Source organism: Variovorax durovernensis (assembly GCF_977011995.1).
On record NZ_CDRNCW010000001.1, the window covers coordinates 5,163,885 to 5,182,714 of the forward strand.

Sequence of the window (18,830 nt, forward strand, 5' to 3'; positions counted from 1 at the left end):
TCCGGGCATGGCTCAGTTTTTCATCGACCGGCCCTCTTCGCGTGGGTGCTTTCCATCGTCGTCATGCTCGCGGGCCTGATGGCCATCCGCACGCTGCCGCTGGAGCAGTACCCCGACATCGCGCCGCCGCGCGTGTCCATCAACGCCACCTACACCGGCGCCTCGGCCAAGACGGTCGAAGACTCGGTCACGCAGGTCATCGAGCAGCAGATGAAGGGCCTGGACAACCTGCTCTACATGCAGGCGACCAGCAACTCGTCGGGCGTGGCGCGGCTGTCGCTCACCTTCGACGCCGGCACCAACATCGACGTGGCGCAGATGCAGGTGCAGAACAAGCTGCAGCAGGCCATGTCGCGCCTGCCGCAGCAGGTGCAAAGCCGCGGCGTCACCGTCACCAAGGGCGGCAACGACTTCCTGATGATCGTGTCGATGTACTCCGGCGACGGCAGCGCATCGGCGGTGGACGTGGGCGACTACATCTCGAGCAACCTGGTGGACGTGATCAGCCGCATCGACGGCGTGGGCGAGGTGCAGACGCTGGGCACCGGCTACGCCATGCGCCTGTGGCTGGACCCCGACAAGCTGCGCAAGTACGCGCTCATTCCCTCCGACGTGAGCGCGGCCATCACCGCGCAGAACGCACAGGTCTCGGCCGGCCTGCTGGGCGCGCTGCCCGCGGCCGCCGGCCAGCAGCTCAACGCCACCATCACCGCGCGCAGCAAGCTGCAGACCGCCGAGCAGTTCGAGAACGTGGTGCTGCGCTCCACGCCCGACGGCGCCGTGGTGCGCCTGAAAGACGTGGCGCGCGTGGAGCTGGGCGCCGAGAACCTCACCGTGCGCTCGCAGCTCGGCGGCCGGCCCGGCGCGGGCCTGGGCGTGGTGCTGGCCGACGGCGCCAACGCGGTGCAGGTGGCCGAGGCGGTGAAGGCCAGGATCGAAGAGCTCAAGCCGCTCTTCCCCAACCAGCTGCAGACCTTCGTGAGCTACGACACCACGCCCTTCGTGAGCGCCTCCATCGACGAGGTGGTCAAGGCGCTGCTCGAGGCCATGCTGCTGGTAGTGCTGGTGATGTACGTGTTCCTGCAGAACATGCGCGCCACGCTCATTCCGGCCATCGCGGTGCCGGTGGTGCTGCTGGGCACCTTCGGCGTGCTGTCGCTGGCGGGCTACTCGATCAACACGCTCACCATGTTCGGCATGGTGCTGGCCATCGGCCTGCTGGTGGACGATGCCATCGTGGTGGTGGAGAACGTCGAGCGCGTCATGCACGAGGAAGGCCTCTCGCCCAAGGAGGCCACGCGCAAGTCGATGGCCGAGATCACGCCGGCGCTGGTGGGCATTGCGCTGGTGCTGTCGGCGGTGTTCATTCCGATGGCCTTCTTCGGCGGCTCGACCGGCGTCATCTACCGGCAGTTCTCGATCACCATCGTCTCGGCGATGGCGCTGTCGGTGTTCGTGGCGCTCACGCTCACGCCGGCGCTGTGCGCCACCTTGCTCAAGCCGGTCCACAAGGGCGAACGCGCGGTGCCACGCCGCGGGATGCTGGGGCGGCTTGACCGCTTCTTCGCGGCCTTCAACCGCGGCTTCGACAAGAGCGCGAATCGCTACGAAGGCATCGTCGGCGGCATCGTGCGGCGCGGCAAGCGCAGCCTGGTGGTGTACCTGCTGATCGCGGGCGTGATGGCGCTGCTGTTCATGCGCCTGCCCACTTCGTTCCTGCCAGACGAAGACCAGGCCTTCCTGCAGGTGCAGGTAACCCTGCCGCCGGGCGCATCGAACGCGCGGCTGCAGCCGGTGGTCGAGCAGGTGCAGCAGTACTTCGACAAACAGGCCGAGGTGCTGAGCGTGAACGTCATCACCGGGCAGAACGGCGACCAGAGTTCGGCGCGCGCCTTCGTCAAGCTCAAGGACTGGGCCGAGCGCACCGGCGCGGGCCAGTCGGCGGCCGAGCTGGCGCGGCGCGCCAACAAGGACCTGTCGACGGTGCGCGATGCGCGCGTCTTCGTGCTGCTGCCGCCGGCGGTGCGCGGGCTGGGTGCCAACGCGGGCTTCAACTTCCACCTGAAGGACATCAACGGCCTGGGCCACGATGCGCTGGTGAAGGCGCGCGACCAGGCCATCGAGCTGCTGGGCCAGCGGCCCGAAGTGGCCAACGTGCGCAGCAACAACCTCGACGACACGCCCGAGTTCGCGGTGGACATCGACGACGCGCGCGCCGGCGCGCTGAGCCTGGCCACGTCGGACATCGACAGCACGCTGTCGAGCGCCATGGGCGGCACCTACATCAACGACTTCCTGGACAAGGGCCGCGTCAAGCGCGTGTACATGCAGGGCGACACCGACTTCCGCATGCTGCCCGCCGACATCGACCGCTGGAGCGTGCGCAACAGCCTGGGCCAGATGGTGCCGTTCCCGTCGTTCTCCAGCTCGCGCTGGAGCTACGGCTCGCCGCAGCTGCAGCGCTACAACGGCAGCCCGAGCTACGAGTTCGTGGGCGACGCCGCACCCGGCGTGAGTTCGGGCGACGCCATGGCCGCGGTGGACGCGGTGATGAAGCAGATGCCGCCCGGCATCGGCTACGAATGGACCGGCGCGTCGCTGCAGGAGCGGCTTTCGGGCGCGCAGGCGCCGCTGCTCTACGCCATTTCGATCTTGTTCGTGTTCCTGTGCCTGGCCGCGCTGTACGAGAGCTGGTCGGTGCCGTTCTCGGTGATCCTGGTGGTGCCGCTGGGCATCGTGGGGGCGCTGCTGTTCACCAGCTTCCGGGGGCTGAGCAACGACGTGTACTTCCAGGTCGGCCTGCTGACCACGGTGGGTCTGTCGTCGAAGAACGCGATCCTGATCGTGGAGTTCGCCAAGCAGTTGCAGGAACAGGGCAAGGGCGTGATCGAGGCGACGCTGCAGGCGGTACGCCTGCGACTGCGGCCCATCCTCATGACATCGCTGGCCTTCGGCTTCGGCGTGCTGCCGCTGGCCATCGGCACCGGCGCGGGCGCGGGTGGCCGCCAGTCGATCGGCACCGCGGTGCTGGGCGGCATGGTGGTGGGCACCGCGCTGGGCATCTTCTTCGTGCCGCTGTTCTTCGCGTTGATTCGCGGCTGGCTGGAGGGAAGGCGCAAGGCGAAGCCCGCACGGGAAACCGTTGCCGGCACGACGGCGGAACAGGGAGGCCACTGATGAAGCGCGCACTCCCCCTTCGCTCGCTGGCCCTGTCGGCCATGGCCTCGGCCGTGCTCGCAGGCTGCGTCAACCTGGCGCCCGAATACAAGGCGCCCGCATCGCCGGTGCCGCAGGCGCTGCCCTCTTCCGGCGTCGAGGCGCCGACGCCGATCGACGTGGGCTGGCGCAGCTTCTTCGTCGAGCCCCGGCTGCGCGGCACGATCGAGCTTGCGCTCGCCAACAACCGCGACCTGCGCGTGGCGGCGCTCAACATCGAGCGCGCGCGGGCGCAGTACGGCATTGCGCGAGCCGGTCTGTTCCCCACGGTGGAAGCCGGCGCAGGCGGCAGCCGCTCGCGCACGCCGGGCAGCCTGTCGACCAGCGGCGAGGCGCGCATCAGCTCGCAGTACGGCGCCGACCTCGGCCTCACGAGCTACGAGATCGATTTGTTCGGCCGCGTGCGCAACCTCGGCGAATCGGCGCTGCAGAGCTACTTCCAGACCGAGGAAACACGGCGCAGCACGCAGATCAGCCTTATTGCATCGGTCGCGACCGCGTGGCTGCAATTGGCGGCCGACGAGCAGCGCCTGCTGCTAGCGCGCAACACGCTGGAGAGCCAGCGCAAGTCCTTCGACCTGGTCCAGCGCAGCCACCGGCTCGGCGCGCAATCGGGCCTGGCGCTCGCGCAGGCGCAGAGCACGGTGGATGCCGCGCGTGCCGACGCGGCGGCGTTCGACAGCCAGGTCGAGCAGGACCGCAATGCGCTCGCACTGCTGGTCGGCGCGATGCCGCCGGCCGAGTTGCTGCCTGCAGCGCCTGCTTCGGACACCGCGGCACCGGCCACCGCCGCACAGCTGCTGGTGCCGCCGCCGGACCTGCCCTCGAGCGTGCTGCACCGGCGCCCCGACGTGCGCGCCGCCGAGCACGCCTTGCGCGCGAGCAATGCCGACATTGGCGCCGCGCGCGCGGCGTTCTTCCCGCGCATCGCGCTCACCGCGTCGGCGGGCACGGCGAGCAGCACGTTGTCGGGCCTGTTCACGGGCGGCAGCAAGGCCTGGAGCTTCGCGCCCTCGATCAGCGTGCCGATCTTCGACGGCGGCGCCAACCGCGCCAACCTGCGCGTGGCCGAGGCGCAGCAGAAGATCCAGATCGCCACCTACGAAAAGGCAGTGCAGACCGCCTTCCGCGAAGTGGCCGACGCATTGGCCGAGCGGCGCACGCTGGCCGAGCGGCTCGACGCGCAGCGCTCGCTGCTGGGCGCCACCTCGCGCAGCTTCGAGCTGTCGCAGTCGCTGTTCAGGAGCGGCGCCAGCAGCTACCTCGACGTGCTCGACGCCCAGCGTGCCTACTACGCCGCGCAGCAGACGCTGATCGGCCTGCAGCTCACGGAGCAGACCAACCGGCTGACGATCTACAAGACGCTCGGCGGCGGCTGGGAAGAGAGTTGACGGGAGAGGCCTGAGCGGCGACCTTCACCACAGGTCGGCGCGGGTCTGCGCGAGCGTGCTGACGCACTGGTCGAGGGCCTTGGCGCGCTCTTCGCGAAGGCGCTGCCAGTTGTCGGCTTTCCATGCGGTCCAGGCCACCGGTTCGGACTGATAGAAGCAGTTGGCCGGCATGGGCGGAAGTCCGAAGCGCGGGCTCGCCAGGGCCAGCCCCGCGCGGAATTGCAGGCGGTACAGCTCGTCGGTACCCGACAGGTTCTCGTAGATCAGGCGCCATGGGCCGGGGTTGACCGGCGCGTCGGCCACGGCCGGCAGCCTGGCCGCGAACTCCATGTCCTCGCGCGTCCATCCGGTTTCACTGCGGCCGCGCTGCAGCTCTTTCCACGCCCGGGCGGCATAGACACGGGTGGCGATATCGCCGAGCGCCTCCGGCAATTCCTTCATGCCGGGGTTGCTGGCCCATGCCTGCCCCGCCAGTTCCGTGACCGGGTCGCCCGACAGGTCGTCCTTGGAGAACCCCTGCGCTCCGACGACGGTGCCTCCTGCCACGGCCGATGCCAGCACGCTGATTGCAACCTGCGCCGCCACCGCGCCGCCCGTGTGATCGCGGCGCACCACCCGCAGCTGGTCGAAGCCCTCGGGATACGACTTGCCACGCAGGCGCACTTCCGTCTTGCCAACGGGCACGAAGCCGTCGGCTGCCGCATAGCTGCCGAGGGCGGGCGCCGCAACGGCCGCTTCCTGCGGCAGCTTCGCGGTCAGCGGCGGCTGGGTGGTCACGCAGGCGCTGAGCAACAACGCGGCGCCCAATGCCACGGGTCGCATCGTCGCGGCGCGCGCGGACGTCTTTTCTTCTTTCTTTCTCATTGGTCCTCTCTGGTTTTCTCTCTTATTGCGCAGCCGGCGTGGGCCGCAACAGCCACCGCACTTCCTGCGTCTGCTCGCTGTTCGGGTAGCGCGCCTCCATCGTCGTGAGGATGGGCTGCGCCATGTCGGAGCGGCCCAGCCCCTGCACCAGCGCGCGCGCCGCCAATTCATAAGCCTGGGGGATCGCCTCGTGGCCGCGGAAACGCTTGTCGAAGCCCGACAGCAGCGCCAGCGTGGCGTGCGCATCGCCGTTGCGCCATTCGGCGCGCGCCATCGAAATCACCATGGCCGGGTCGTCGAGCGAAAAGGTCTTTTCGCGCTCGCGGCAGGCCTTGAAGACCTTGAGCGCCTCGGAGGCGAGGTCGCGCCGCATCAGCAGCGGAATGAAGCGCCGCGCCTGGTCGAGCATGGTGTCCTTCTTCTCCGGCATCATGGCCAGCACGCGGTGGTAGCGGCGCTGTGCAGAGAGGTCGTCCGACGCGGCAGTGCGCTGCGCTTCGTAGGCGGTGCCCAGCGCGGTGGCCAGGTCGCCCTCGGTGATCAGCTGCGCCACCTCGGCATCGGTGCGCTGCGCGGCGATCTGCTCTGGGGTGCGGCGGTCCGCCGGGGCGCCGCCGTCGAGCTCGCTGCCCGGCGCGGCATCGAAGCCGAAGGCGTCGTGGTGCTGGAACATCACGTAGCCCAGCAGGCTCGCCATGACCCAGCCGAAGTAGATGAATGCGAAGTTGGCGATCGGCAGCACGATGCGCCCGTCGAACATCGGCAGCACCAGTGCCAGCGCCACCTGCGCGCCCGAACTCAGCAGGAACAGGAAGAAGCACAGCAGCGCATACGGCCAGCCGATGATGCGCATCGCGTCCATCACGTGGCCGGGGTTCATGGCCTGGAAGAAGCTGCCGGACTGCACCAGCACGATCACCGCCGCCGGAAAGGTGAAGGACATGACGAACAGCCCCACCGTGCCGAGGATCGGCGCGTACCAGCCGAGCCAGCCGATCAGGAAGGCCTGCACCAGCGTGATGGCGAACAGCTTCCACGGCAGGTAGGTCCACTCGTCGCTCGACTCGCGCCCGAAGTCGGCCGAATCGCGGATGCCGCGCGCACCCAGCGCGATGATCTTGAAGCTGTAGCGGCTGGCCGCCAGCATGATGCCGATCTCGATGATGACCAGCGCCAGCGCGTCGGGCAGGAAGAACACGCCCTCGAACAGCAGGCTGCAGAACGACAGCAGCAGGCCGTAGGCCAGCGGCCGCAGCTGGAAGGGAAAGGCGAAGAAGCTGTTGAGGCGGTGCCAGAACGGCGGAGGCGGAGGCAGCGAATCCCTGGCGATCATGGCGACAACTTCCTTGCTTGGTTTTTTCGGTGTCTTCTTCTACTTGCGGAAGAAATCGCCCTGACTCATGGCGCCGCGCCCGCCCAGGCGCATCACGGTGCTGTCCTCCGCATGCACCAGGCGCATCTGGCCGAGTTCGCGCTCCAGGCGCTGGTTGAAGCTGGTCTTGAGCTGCACCGCCGATTCGCCCATCTTCAGCACGCTGGTGCCCTTGACCATCGCGCTCTTGCGATCGGTGGCGACCTCGACGGAATCGATGTGGTAGTCGTACTCGACGCTGAGGATGGCGCCCATCCGGTCGTTGATGGCACGCAGGTTCTCGATGGTCTTATGCGCATCGGCGCATGCGCTTTCGCGGTCGTGCGTGTGCTCTTCGGTGCGCCCCATCACGGTGATCTTCGTCTCGATCACCACCTTGCGGCTGAGCTGCTTGCACAGGCGGTCGGCATCATGGGCCGCGATGGCCGTTGCCTGCTTACGGTAGTAGTCGCGCACCATCGGCTCGTCGAGCTTGCGGCCGCCGACAAAGAAGTACCACGCGCCCACGCAGAGCGCCACGACGATCGCAAGTTGCTTCATTCCTCTTCCCCGACCGCGCGCGGCCCCTCGGTTTTTCGGGGCAGTATACGGTCACATAAGCACACAAAAGTTTCGACTACTTGCTTTCATGCGCCTGACACGCGGACGGCCTCTTGTCTGAATCCGACCCGGGGAGACGCCCGTATATCAGGCATGCGCCCCCATGCCCGACAATCCGTCGATGACAGTACCCAGCCCCGACGCCGAACTGATGGCGCTGATCGACCGGATCGGCCATCGCGACGAAGCCGCACTGCGCCTGCTCTACGACCGGACCTCGCCCAAGCTCATGGGCCTGGCGATGCGCGTCGTACGGCAACGCGAGTGGGCGGAGGACGTTCTCCAGGAAGCCTTTCTGACTGTCTGGCGAGTCGCGGGCGACTATCGCTCCTCGCTCAGTCCGCCGCTGGCATGGCTGGGCCTGATCGTTCGCAGCCGGGCGCTCGACCTGTTGCGCCGGCGCACCGCCGACCGCGCCCAGCTCACCCAGGAATTCGACGAGCTGATGGCCGACACCCTCGAATCGGATGCACCCAACCCGGCGGATACCGCCGATGCCAGCGAGCAGGCGTGGGCGCTGCACCAGTGCCTCAGCCAGCTCGAGGGCCGGCAGCGCGAGGTGGTCAGCCTGGCCTACCTGCGCGAAATGAGCCACGGCGAACTGGCCGACCAGCTCAAGCTGCCGCTTGGCACGGTCAAGACATGGATCCGGCGCGGGCTGGAGAAACTGCGCGTCTGCATGGGACGCTTTGCATGAATGCGATGACGACGACGAAGGCGGTCCTCCTATGAATCTCATCGCACATCCCGAACTGCTCGAGCTGCTGGCCGCGAGCCACGCCCTCGGCACCCTGCGCGGAGGCGCCCGCCGCCGCTTCGAGTCCCTGGCCCGCGAGCAGGCGCCGGTGCGCGCCGCGGCGCTGGTCTGGCAAGGCCGGCTCGCCAGCATGACCGAGCTGCAGCCCTCCGTCACGCCCGACCCCGCGGTGTGGACCCGCATCCGCAACATGATCGACGCCGAGCAGGCCACGCTCGCCATCGAACGCCAGCGCGACGCCGCCAATGCGCGCGACGCCGACAAATCCCGGCAGCCGCAGCAAGGAGGCTGGCTGCGCAGCCTCACCCTCTGGCGCGGCGCCACGGCGGCCGGCGCGCTGGCCACCGTGCTGGCCGTGACGGTCGGCCTCAACCTGCGCGACCAGCTGCACAACGCCCCCGCGGTGCAGTACGTGGCCGTGCTGAACGACGACAAGGACGCGGCCTCGATGCTCGTGACCTTCGACCCCAGGAAGAAGCAGCTGGTGCTGCAGCGCGTGGGTGGCTTCAACGAGGGCAACGACAAGTCGCTGCAGCTCTGGGCGCTGCCGCCGGGCGGCGCGCCGCGCTCGCTGGGCGTGCTCGACAACGCGCCGGGCCTTCGCCTTGCCGCATCGGAGTCCGACGTGCATGCCGTGCCCACGCTGGCCATCACGCTGGAAGCCAAGGGCGGCGTGCCGCCGGGCAGCGGACCGAAGGGACCGGTCGTGTTCAAGGGCGCGCTGATCGAGAAAACCATCTAGGCCGGGCGGCTTGCCTGTCAACGGCCACGGGCCCTGGGGCGTCGTGGTAGAAAACCCCGCCCGCCCTTCGTACTTCTTCCCGTCCTTCCGATGTTTTCGATGAAAACCGCGCTCGCCGCGGTCGCCCTGCTGACGGCGACGCTCGCCGCCCACGCCCAGCCTGCTTTCTTCCCCCAGGAGTCCGAGACGGCCGCGGCCGAGGCCGCTTCCGCGCGCGACTACCTGGCCGCCAAGGAGCGCTGGCACAACGAGCTCGCGGCCTTCGCGCGCGCCGACCAGGAGCGCTTTCCCGCCCCCGGCGGCGTGGTGTTCGTCGGCAGCTCCACGGTGCGCATGTGGACCCGCCTCGCGCAAGATTTCGCCCGCGTGCCCGGCGGCGTCGTGAACCGCGGCTTCGGCGGTTCCACGCTGAACGACTGCAGCCTGTTCGCACGCGACCTCGTGGTGCGCTACAAGCCACGCCAGGTGGTGGTCTATGCCGGCGACAACGACCTGGCCGAGGGCCGCACCCCGCTGCAGGTGCTCGACAGCTTCGCGCGCTTTGCCAACGCGGTGCGCGCCGAGCTGCCCGATACGCGCATCAGCTTCGTCTCGGTCAAGCCCAGCCCCTCGCGCGAACAGCTGCTGCCGCAGATCCGCGAGACCAACCACGTGATCTCGGCCTACCTCAACCTGCTGCCCAACAGCGAGTTCATCGACATCTACACCCCCATGCTCGGCGCTGACGGCCGTCCGCGCATGGAACTGTTCCGAGGCGACAAGCTGCACATGACGGACGAGGGCTACCGGCTGTGGCACTCGGTGATAGCGCCGCACCTGCCGGCCGCTCCGCTGCCGGCAGCGCCCGTCACCGCCCAGCCCTGAAGCCGGTCAGGCCCGTGCCGGCTCCGTCGGCACGTCGTCGGCCGGCGGCGGCACGTCGGCACCGCGCGTGAAGCGCGCCACGAAGTACATCCCCGAGAACACCGCCAGCAGCAGCAGGCCGTCGCCCCACCAGGGCCGCGCGGTCTGGCTGTCGCCGTAGAAGGCCAGCACCAGCAGCACCGCCACGAGGTGCGCGCAGAACACCGGCAGCGACGCAGAGCCCATCGCTTCCAGCCAGTGCAGCCGCGGTATGCGACGCATGAGCCACGGTCCGAAGCGCACCGCCAGGATGCCCAGTGCCACCAGGTTCACCAGCCGCAGCGGGCCGAGCTGCCATTTGTCGAATAGCAGGTTCAGTTCTACGTCGCCGCCGAACGGAGCCTGCCCGTTGATGCCGTGGTGGCGCCAGTACAGGCCGTAAAGCGCAATGCCCGCCGCCAGCAGCAGCACCCACACCGGAAAGTTCAAGGGCTTCGCGCCCGGCCCGTTGCGGGTGGCGCCGATGCACAGGCCGGCGAACCACAGGAACTGCCACGCGTAGGTGTTGAACGCGCCCATCTCGTGGAACGGCACCGGCACGCCAAGGTAATGCACGGCCAGCCCGTACACCCATTCGCTGAGGCCGAACTGCGCCGCGGCCCACACGGTCGCGCTCACCGCCATCACCCATGACCAGCCGTGGCGCATGGCAAAAGCCAGCACCCAAGGGCTCATGAGCATGAAAAAGATGTACATCGGCAGGATGTCGAGCAGCGCCGGCTCGTAGATCAGCAGCAGCCCGTACAGGAAGCCGTCGCGCGGCTCGGCCAGGTAGTAAGACACCAGGTTCTTCACGGCCGGCTGGTCGATGTGCAGGCCGAGCGCCGCGATCACGGTGAACAGGAACAGCAGGATCGCCGCCTGGCACAGGTAGACCTTGAGCACGCGGCGCCAGAAGGCCTGGCGCATCGAGTCCACGCCGCGCGCATAGCCGATGCGGCTGTACACCAGCCCGGCCACGAAAGCCGACAGCAGCACGAAGCCCTCGGCGGCGGAAACGAAACCAAAAGGCTGACCCAGCGGGTCGGTCAGTCGCGTGGGGAGGTGGGTGACGGTCATGAGCACGAGCATCAGCCCGCGCAAGGCGTCTATTTCCCAGTAGCGTTTCATCGGTCGGCGGCGAGGTCTTGGTGGCGGTCCGCGCGGCGCACGCACGAGGGCCTCGATTGTAAGAAGACCGGCGTACCCGCGCTGCGAACGCGAAGGACATATGACCCTTGGCACTGTCGAATCGTCGTTCAAATCGGCTACGCTGCGCGCTGCCTCTAGGTGGAGATACAAAAAAGTGAACCGTTTCCTTCCAACATTGCTCCTGGCCGGCGGCGCGCTCCTGTCCGGCCCGGGCCATGCCCTCCAGATCACCAGCCTCACGCCCCAGGGCGAAGTGGCGCGCGTGCGCCAGATCGTTGCCAAGTTCGACCAGCCCGCCATCAATTTCGGCGACCCAAAGGCCCCCTCGCCGTTGTCGGTCAGTTGCACCGACGCGCAGGCCGGCAAGGGCACCGGCCGCTGGACCGACGCCAAGGCCTGGGTCTACGACTTCGAGAACGACCTGCCCCCCGGCGTGCGCTGCACCGTCACGCGCATTCCCACTTTCAAGCCCGCCAGCGGCGAGCTGACCGGCCCGGAGCGCTACCAGTTCAACAGCGGCGGCCCGTTCGTGCGCGGCTACATGCCGGGCAGCTACAGCCGCATCGACGAACAGCAGATGTTCGTGCTCGAACTCAACGGCGCGGCCACGCTCGACAGCGTGCGCCAGAACGTCTGGTGCTCCGCCGACGGCGTGGGCGAGCGTATTCCGGTCAAGCTGCTCGACGGCGACCAGCGCGCCGGGCTGCTCAAGGCCTTCGGCCGCGACAAGGCGGCCGAGAAAGAGCCGCTGCGCTTCGTCACCATGCAGTGCAACCGCACGCTGACGCCCGGCGCCAAGGTGCAGATCGTCTACGGCAAGGGCGTGGCCACGCCCTCCGGCGTGCCCAACAACGTGGAACGCCGCCTCGAGTTCCAGGTGCGCGAACCCTTCGCGGCATCGTTCACTTGCGAGCGCGAGAACGCGCAGGCCGCCTGCCTGCCGCTGCGCCCGATGCAGCTGCAGTTCAATGCGCCGGTCACGCGCAAGCTGGCCTCGCAGATCCAGCTCAAGGGCGACAAGACCATCAAGGCCAAGCTCGACAACGACGGCGGCACGCAGAGCGACGACGACGTGGTCAACAGCGTGAGCTTCGAGCCCCCGCTGAGCGAGAGCACGCAGTTCACCATCGAGCTGCCTTCCAAGTTCGAGGACGCCTCGGGCCGCCCGCTGGCCTCGCCCGGCAGCTTCCCGATGAAGGTGGCCACCGGCATGATGCCGCCGCTGGCCAAGTTCGCCGCCTCGCCCTTCGGCGTGGTCGAGCGGCTGGCCGAGCCCGACACCCCGGCCATGATGCCGGTCACCGTGCGCCGCGTGGAGCCGCAGCTGATGGTGCAGGCCCTCACGCCCGGCAAGGTCAGCGACATGAACCCGAAGACCGACGCCGAAATCATCGCGTGGTTCCGCAAGGTGCGCCGCTACGACAGCTTCACCATCTCGCGCGAACAGGCGCGCAAGGACGTCAAGGGCCAGTTGCCCCCGGTGATCGACAAGGACGACCGCACCACGCTGCAGACGCGCATGCTGTCGCTGCTGTCGGGCCAGGCAGGCGTGAAGACGCTGGACATGCCCAAGTCGGACGCCGGTGATCCGCGCCCCTTCGAAGTCATCGGCGTGCCGCTGACCCCGGGCTTCCACGTGCTGGAAATCGCCTCGCAGAAGCTGGGCGAGGCGCTGCTCGACGAGCGCTACAACGCCGGGCGCACGATGTACGTGCGCACCACCGCGCTGGCCACCAACCTGGCGGTGCATTTCAAGCTGGGCCGCGAGAACTCCATAGCCTGGGTGACAACGCTCGACAAGGGCAAGGTCGTGGCCGGCGCAGAAGTGCGCGTGTCCAGCTGCGACGGCAAGGCCGTGGCCAGCGGCACCACCGACGCCAACGGCATCGTCATGCTCAACGGCATCTCGCCGCAGGCGCCGTCGTGCAACGGCCCGAACGAATACGACAGCGGCGCCTGGTTCGTCAGCGCCCGCGCCAAGGACGACAAGGGCGTGGAAGACCTCGCCTTCACCTGGAGCGACTGGCAGCGCGGCATCGAGCCCTGGCGCTTCAACGTGCCGACCAACCTGCAGGCCGAGCCCGACCGCATCGCCCACACCATCTTCGACCGCACGCTGCTGCGCGCCGGCGAGACGGTGTCGATGAAGAGCCTGATCCGCACGCAGACCAGCAAGGGTTTCGGCCTGCCCGAGAACCGCCCCGACACGCTGGTCATCACCCACGTGGGCAGCGGCCAGCGCTTCACCCAGCCGCTGAACTGGCGCAAGACCGCCACCGGCGGCCTGAGCGCGGAGAACAGCTTTGCCATTCCGCCCGCCGCCAAGCTCGGTGTGTACGAGGTGATGCTGCGCTCCGGCGGCGGCAAGGACGGCGACAGCGAAGGTGACGGCGACGGGGGCTACGACCGCAGCTTCAGCACCGGCATGTTCCGCGTCGAGGAATTCCGCCTGCCCGTGCTCGAAGGCCGCATCGCGCCCACCGAAAAGAAACCGCTGGTCGCTGCCACCAGCGTGCCGGCCGACGTGCAGATCAACTACGTCGCCGGCGGCGGCGCGGCCAACCTGCCGGTGCGCGTGTCGGCCATGGTGCGCGGCAAGAGCCTGAGCTTCTCCGACTACGACGCCTTCAGCTTCAACCCGCCGCGCGCCACGCAGGGCGACGGCAGCGAGGCCGCGGCGCCCGCGTCGGATTCGAACGCGGGCGAGGAAGACCTCAACAGCGTGAACGACACCCGCGTGATCGCCGACAAGCTGCCGCTCACCCTGAACAAGGACGGCGCCGGCAAGGTCACGATCGACAAGGTGCCCAAGGTCAAGTCGGCGCGCGAACTGCTGCTCGAAGCCACCTATGCCGACCCGAACGGCGAAGTGCAGACCATCCGCAGCACGCAGACGCTGTGGCCGGCTTCCGTCATCGCGGGCATCAAGACCGAGGGCTGGGTCTCCACCGCCCAGAAGCTGAAGTTCCAGGCGCTCGCGCTCGACCTCACGGGCAAGCCCCAGGCGGGCGTGACGCTCAACGTGCGCGCCGTGGCGCGCATCACCACCACCAGCCGCAAGCGCATGGTGGGCGGCTTCTACACCTACGACAACAAGACCGAGACCAAGGACATCGGCACCGTCTGCAGCGGCAAGAGCGACGCGCGCGGCCTGCTGCTGTGCGAGTCGGAGCTGAAGGAAGCGGGCGAAGTCGAACTCATCGCCAGCGCCACCGACAGCGAAGGGCGCGACGCCAAGGCCGTCAGCTCCGTCTACGTGACGAAGCAGGGCGAACTCTGGTTCGGCGGCGAGGACAACGACCGCATCGACGTGCTGCCCGAGAAGAAGAGCTACCAGCCCGGCGAAGTCGCCAAGTTCCAGGTGCGCAGCCCGTTCCGCTTCGCGACCGCGCTGGTCGCCGTGGAACGCGAAGGCATCATCGAGACGCACGTGGTGCAGCTCGACGGCAAGGATCCGACCGTCACCCTGGAGGTCAAGCCCGAGTGGGGCCCCAACGCCTACGTGAGCGTGCTCGCCCTGCGCGGCCGCCTGCGCGAAGTGCCGTGGTACAGCTTCTTCACCTGGGGCTTCAAGTCGCCGCGCGAGTGGTGGACGGCCTTCTGGTACGAGGGCAAGGAATACGTCGCGCCCACGGCGATGGTCGACCTGAGCAAGCCCGCCTATCGCCTGGGCATGGCCGAGATCCGCGTGGGCACGCAGGCCCACCAGCTCGACGTGACCGTCACCAGCGACAAGCCCAGCTACCCGATCCGCAGCAAGGCCCAGGTGACCATCAACGCCAAGCTGCCCGACGGCAAGCCCGCCGCCGGCGCCGAAGTGGCGCTGGCCGCGGTCGACCAGGCCCTGCTGGAGCTGATGCCCAACGACAGCTGGAACCTGCTGACCGCCATGCTGCAGCGGCGCAGCTGGGGCGTGAGCACCTCCACGGCGCAGATGGAAATCGTCGGCCGGCGCCACTACGGTCGCAAGGCCGTGCCCGCGGGCGGCGGCGGTGGCAAGGGCCAGACGCGCGAGCTGCTCGACACCCTGCTGGTGTGGAACCCGAAGGTGGTGCTCGACGCCAACGGCCAGGCCGTGGTGACGGTGCCGCTGAACGACGCGCTCACCACCTTCAAGATCGTGGCCGTGGCCGATTCGGGCGTGGGCCTGTTCGGCACCGGCCAGGCGAGCATCCAGGCCACGCAGGACCTGCAGATCATCAGCGGCCTGCCGCCGCTGGTGCGCGAGGACGACCAGTTCCGCGCCCAGATCACGCTGCGCAACACCACGCAGAAGCCGATGAAGGTCGAGGCCACGCCGCGCGCCACCCTGCTCACGCTGGAGCCGCAGACCGTGGACATCCCGGCCGGCGAAGCGCGTGAAGTCGCATGGAACGTGACCGCGCCCGCGCAGCTCGCGCAGACGCGCGCCGAAGCCATCCTTTGGGAAATCGAGGCCAAGGACACCATCGGCGGCGCGCGCGATGCCCTCAAGGTTCGCCAGCGCATCGTGCCTTCGGTGCCGCTCACGGTGCAGCAGGCCACGCTGGTGCAGCTCGACGGGCCGTTCACGCTCGACGTGGCCCCGCCCGCCGACGCCCTCCCCGGCCGCGGCGGCCTGAAGCTCGCGTTGCAACCCAAGCTGGCCGAAGGCCTGCCGGGCGTGCGCGACTGGTTCGCCAACTACCCCTTCATCTGCCTCGAGCAGAAGACCAGCAAGTCGGTCGGCCTGCGCGACGCGAAGATGTGGCAGGGCGTGCTGGCCCAACTGCCCACCTACCTGGACAGCGACGGCCTGGCCAGCTACTTCCCGCCGCGCGACGGCGAGGCCAACCGCGGCAGCGACATCCTCACGTCGTACCTGCTCGCGGCCACCAACGAAGCCGCCGCGCTCGACCCCGCCTTCGCGCTCGCCGACGACGTGCGCGCGCCGATGGAGTCGGGCCTGATCGCCTTCGTCGAAGGCCGCATCACGCGCGACTTCTGGAGCCCGCGCAAGGACCTGGACGTGCGCAAGCTCGCCGCGCTCGAAGCGCTCTCGCGCTACGGCAAGGCCAAGGGGAGCATGCTCGGCAGCATCACCATCGCGCCGAACCAGTGGCCCACCAGCGCGGTGATCGACTGGCTCAACATCCTCAAACGCGTGAACGACGTGCCGCAGCGCCAGCAACGCCTGGACGAAGCCAACAACGTGCTGAAGGCGCGCCTGTCATACCAGGGCACCAAGCTGATCTTCAGCACCGAGCAGGACGACTACTGGTGGTGGCTGATGACCAACGGCGACGTCAACACCGCCCGCCTGCTGCTCAGCGTGATGGACGACCCGGGCTGGAAGGACGACATCGGCAAGCTCGCCAACGGCTTCATCGGCCGCCAGCAGAACGGCGCGTGGCACACCACCACCGCCAACCTGTGGGGCGGGCTGGCGCTGGAGAAGTTCAGCAAGGTGTTCGAGAGCACGCCGGTGTCCGGCGTTACCGCCGCCACGCTGGGCGCGGTGAAGGCACAGGTCGACTGGAGCAAGGTCGAGCGCGTGAAGGCCAGCGACCCGGCCGGCGCGCCCAACCAGACCACCTTCTTCGGCGCGCCCGCCTCGCCGGGCAACCTGAAGAACAACACCATGTTCCTGCCGTGGGCCGCATCGCCATCGGGCGCGCCGACGCGCGACACGCTGCTGGTAACGCAGCAGGGCACCGGCAAGCCGTGGCTCACGCTGCAGTCGATTGCCGCCGTGCAGCTGAAGGCGCCGTTCGCGGCCGGCTACGCCATCAAGAAGACCGTCACCCCGGTCGAGCAGGCAGTGGCCGGCAAGTACACGCGCGGCGACGTGCTGCGTGTGAGCATCGAAGTCAACGCCAGCGCCGACATGACCTGGGTCGTCATCAGCGACCCGATTCCGGGCGGCGCCACCATCCTCGGCAGCGGCCTGGGCCGCGACTCGCAGATCGCCACGCAGGGCGAGAAGAAGAGCGGCGCGGGCTGGCCTGCGTTCGAGGAACGCAGCTTCGAGGCCTTCCGCAGCTATTACGAGTACCTGCCCAAGGGCGTGGTGAAGATGGAATACACCGTGCGCCTGAACAACGTCGGCGACTTCGCGCTGCCGCCGAGCCGCGTCGAAGCGATGTACGCGCCGGAGATGTTCGGCGAGACGCCGAACGCGCGGGTGAAGGTGGAGGCGGCGAAGTAGCCGCTTCCCCTGCCGACGATCAAAAGAAAGGGAGAACACAGTGGGCCTCGCAATCAGCATCGGCGTGCTCGTCGATCTGCTCGAACACGATCCCGAAGGAGCCGAATGGCTCCAGGAGGAACTCGCGGTGGTGAACAAGGTGCTGGCGGCGGCGGGCCTTCCGCCGCACGCCGAGCCCCGTGAACTGCCGCCGCTGCACTCGCGTGCGGCCATCGGCGGCTTCCCGTACTCGTTCATCCACTACCTGCGCCGGGCCTACGCGCACCGCGCGAACTCGCCCGACTGGATGGCAACGCCGGTGGAAGACGGTGTCGACCCCTCGGAAGATCCGGCAGTCGAAGACGTGCTCTATAGCTCGGAGAGCCACCTGGTCTGCCACTCGGACGCAGAGGGGTTCTATGTGCCGGTCGATTTCGACGAGGTGCTGTATTCCGAACCGGATGACGACAAGCAACTGGCCGGCGGCATGCTCGGCTCTTCGTACCGACTGCGCGACGAGCTGGTACTGGTCGCCCCCGCGCTAGGCATCACCCTCACCGACGGCCAGCTGTCGGACGAGGAAGTGGCGCGAATCGGCAGGCTGATCGACGCCGACGAGGGCCTCCACCGGGAATACGTTTCGTGGCTGCGGCTCTACGAAGCGGCCCAGCTGAGCATTGCGCACAAGACCGCGATTGTTTTTAACTGAGCAACCCCGGAGGCCATGAAGATGAAGAAGCCCGTCCGCATCGGCCGCGCGCCTCTTCATCCGGCTTCCACGCCGACGACGCCGCACGACGAGGCCCTGGCGTGCACCAAGCCATGGGACACGCTCGAAGAAACGGCCTCGCCCGCCGCACGCCAACTTGCCACCGTCACCCTGCTCGTGCACGACTACGACGAAGCCATCCGCTTCTTCACCGAGGCGCTGCGCTTCGAGCTGCTCGAAGACACACCGCGCGGACCCGGCAAGCGCTGGGTGGTGGTCGCGCCCGCGCGCAATGCGGGTGCGGCGCTGCTGCTGGCCAAGGCAGTGACCGACGACCAGGAAGCCGGCATCGGCAAGCAGGCCGGCGGCCGCGTCTTCCTGTTCCTTCACACCTCGGACTTTGCGTCCGACCACGCCCACATGACATCGCACGGCGTCCGCTTCCTCGAGGAGCCGCGCCACGAGCCGCACGGCACCGTGGCGGTCTTCCAGGACCTCTGCGGCAACAAATGGGACCTGATCCAACCCAACGACGACGCATAGCGGCGAAATGAAAAATATCCGCCTCGCGCTCGCAGGACTTCTGCTGCCCTTGTCTGCACTGGCCGCATCGGGCGATGCGCCGGTTTCCGTCGACTACCGCTGCCTGACGGAGTCCTCCGCGCAATCGATCCGCCTGGAATGGCGGGTGTTTTCCGACCCGAACAGCAACTGGTCCGGTGGCTACGTCAGGTACAAGGGATCTTCCCGCGTGATCACCATCGTCCCGGTCAAGAACGAAGTCGGCGACAAGCCCGAAGGCCGTCCGTGGGAATACATCACCACCTGGGCCGAGATCCTCGACGGCCGCATCGCCGGCCAGTACGTGGTGACGACCCAGGGCGCGAACATCTACGGCTTCGACTACAAGAACCTGCGCAACGGCAAGCAGTATTCGTTCTCGCAGGATGTCGGGTCCGACGACGGCAAGAAGTGCAGCTGGTAGGCACGCACAATCGCT

At 68.3% G+C, this 18,830-nt stretch carries 12 protein-coding genes and 1 pseudogene; 9 read left to right on the forward strand and 4 right to left on the reverse strand.

All coding sequences use genetic code 11. The annotated features are described in order from the left end of the window. Positions 1-7: 7 nt before the first annotated feature. Positions 8-3,177 (forward strand): annotated as a pseudogene (locus tag ACWV14_RS24530) (efflux RND transporter permease subunit). After that, a complete protein-coding gene (locus ACWV14_RS24535) occupies positions 3,177-4,607 on the forward strand; it encodes an efflux transporter outer membrane subunit (RefSeq protein WP_454904199.1) in 1,431 nt (476 codons plus the stop codon). The pseudogene ACWV14_RS24530 and the gene ACWV14_RS24535 overlap by 1 nt, the downstream one beginning before the upstream one ends. Positions 4,608-4,631: 24 nt before the next feature. On the opposite strand, the gene ACWV14_RS24540 is transcribed toward ACWV14_RS24535, so the two are convergent. From ACWV14_RS24540 to ACWV14_RS24550, 3 genes are read right to left on the reverse strand one after another with little or no spacing between them, the layout of a single operon-like run. After that, complete coding sequence (locus tag ACWV14_RS24540) at positions 4,632-5,471, reverse strand: hypothetical protein (protein WP_454904201.1); 840 nt, start codon at positions 5,469-5,471, stop codon at positions 4,632-4,634. 22 nt (positions 5,472-5,493) lie between these two features. Beyond that, positions 5,494-6,804, reverse strand: coding sequence for a hypothetical protein (locus ACWV14_RS24545; RefSeq protein ID WP_454904203.1), 1,311 nt, complete (start codon positions 6,802-6,804; stop codon positions 5,494-5,496). Positions 6,805-6,843: 39 nt separating this feature from the next. Beyond that, a complete protein-coding gene (locus ACWV14_RS24550) occupies positions 6,844-7,383 on the reverse strand; it encodes a hypothetical protein (RefSeq protein WP_454904204.1) in 540 nt (179 codons plus the stop codon). Positions 7,384-7,564: 181 nt separating this feature from the next. On the opposite strand from ACWV14_RS24550, the gene ACWV14_RS24555 reads away from it, so the two are divergent. The 3 genes from ACWV14_RS24555 (at position 7,565) to ACWV14_RS24565 (ending at position 9,806) form a co-directional block, all read left to right on the forward strand. Continuing rightward, positions 7,565-8,140, forward strand: coding sequence for an RNA polymerase sigma factor (locus ACWV14_RS24555; protein ID WP_454904206.1), 576 nt, complete (start codon positions 7,565-7,567; stop codon positions 8,138-8,140). Between the two features lie 31 nt (positions 8,141-8,171). After that, a complete protein-coding gene (locus tag ACWV14_RS24560) occupies positions 8,172-8,942 on the forward strand; it encodes an anti-sigma factor (protein WP_454904208.1) in 771 nt (256 codons plus the stop codon). Between the two features lie 99 nt (positions 8,943-9,041). Further along, positions 9,042-9,806: an SGNH/GDSL hydrolase family protein gene (locus ACWV14_RS24565; protein WP_454904209.1), complete on the forward strand. Its 765-nt coding sequence runs from the start codon at positions 9,042-9,044 to the stop codon at positions 9,804-9,806. A 6-nt stretch (positions 9,807-9,812) separates the two neighbouring features. On the opposite strand, the gene opgC is transcribed toward ACWV14_RS24565, so the two are convergent. Further along, on the reverse strand, positions 9,813-10,955 hold the full coding sequence (opgC, locus tag ACWV14_RS24570) for an OpgC domain-containing protein (RefSeq protein ID WP_454904210.1): 1,143 nt from the start codon (positions 10,953-10,955) through the stop codon (positions 9,813-9,815). A 175-nt stretch (positions 10,956-11,130) separates the two neighbouring features. On the opposite strand from opgC, the gene ACWV14_RS24575 reads away from it, so the two are divergent. Genes ACWV14_RS24575 through ACWV14_RS24590 form a run of 4 tightly spaced genes read left to right on the forward strand, consistent with a single transcriptional unit; the run spans position 11,131 to position 18,815 of the window. Continuing rightward, entirely contained in the window at positions 11,131-17,142 is a 6,012-nt protein-coding gene (locus tag ACWV14_RS24575) for an alpha-2-macroglobulin family protein (protein ID WP_454904211.1), read from the forward strand. 40 nt (positions 17,143-17,182) lie between these two features. After that, positions 17,183-17,830 (forward strand): hypothetical protein, encoded by a 648-nt coding sequence (locus ACWV14_RS24580; RefSeq protein ID WP_454904212.1) that lies wholly within the window; start codon positions 17,183-17,185, stop codon positions 17,828-17,830. Positions 17,831-17,851: 21 nt separating this feature from the next. Then, positions 17,852-18,373, forward strand: a complete 522-nt coding sequence (locus ACWV14_RS24585) for a VOC family protein (RefSeq protein ID WP_454904213.1) — start codon at positions 17,852-17,854, stop codon at positions 18,371-18,373. Between the two features lie 7 nt (positions 18,374-18,380). Further along, positions 18,381-18,815, forward strand: a complete 435-nt coding sequence (locus ACWV14_RS24590; protein ID WP_454904214.1) for a hypothetical protein — start codon at positions 18,381-18,383, stop codon at positions 18,813-18,815. The last annotated feature ends 15 nt before the right edge of the window (positions 18,816-18,830 follow it).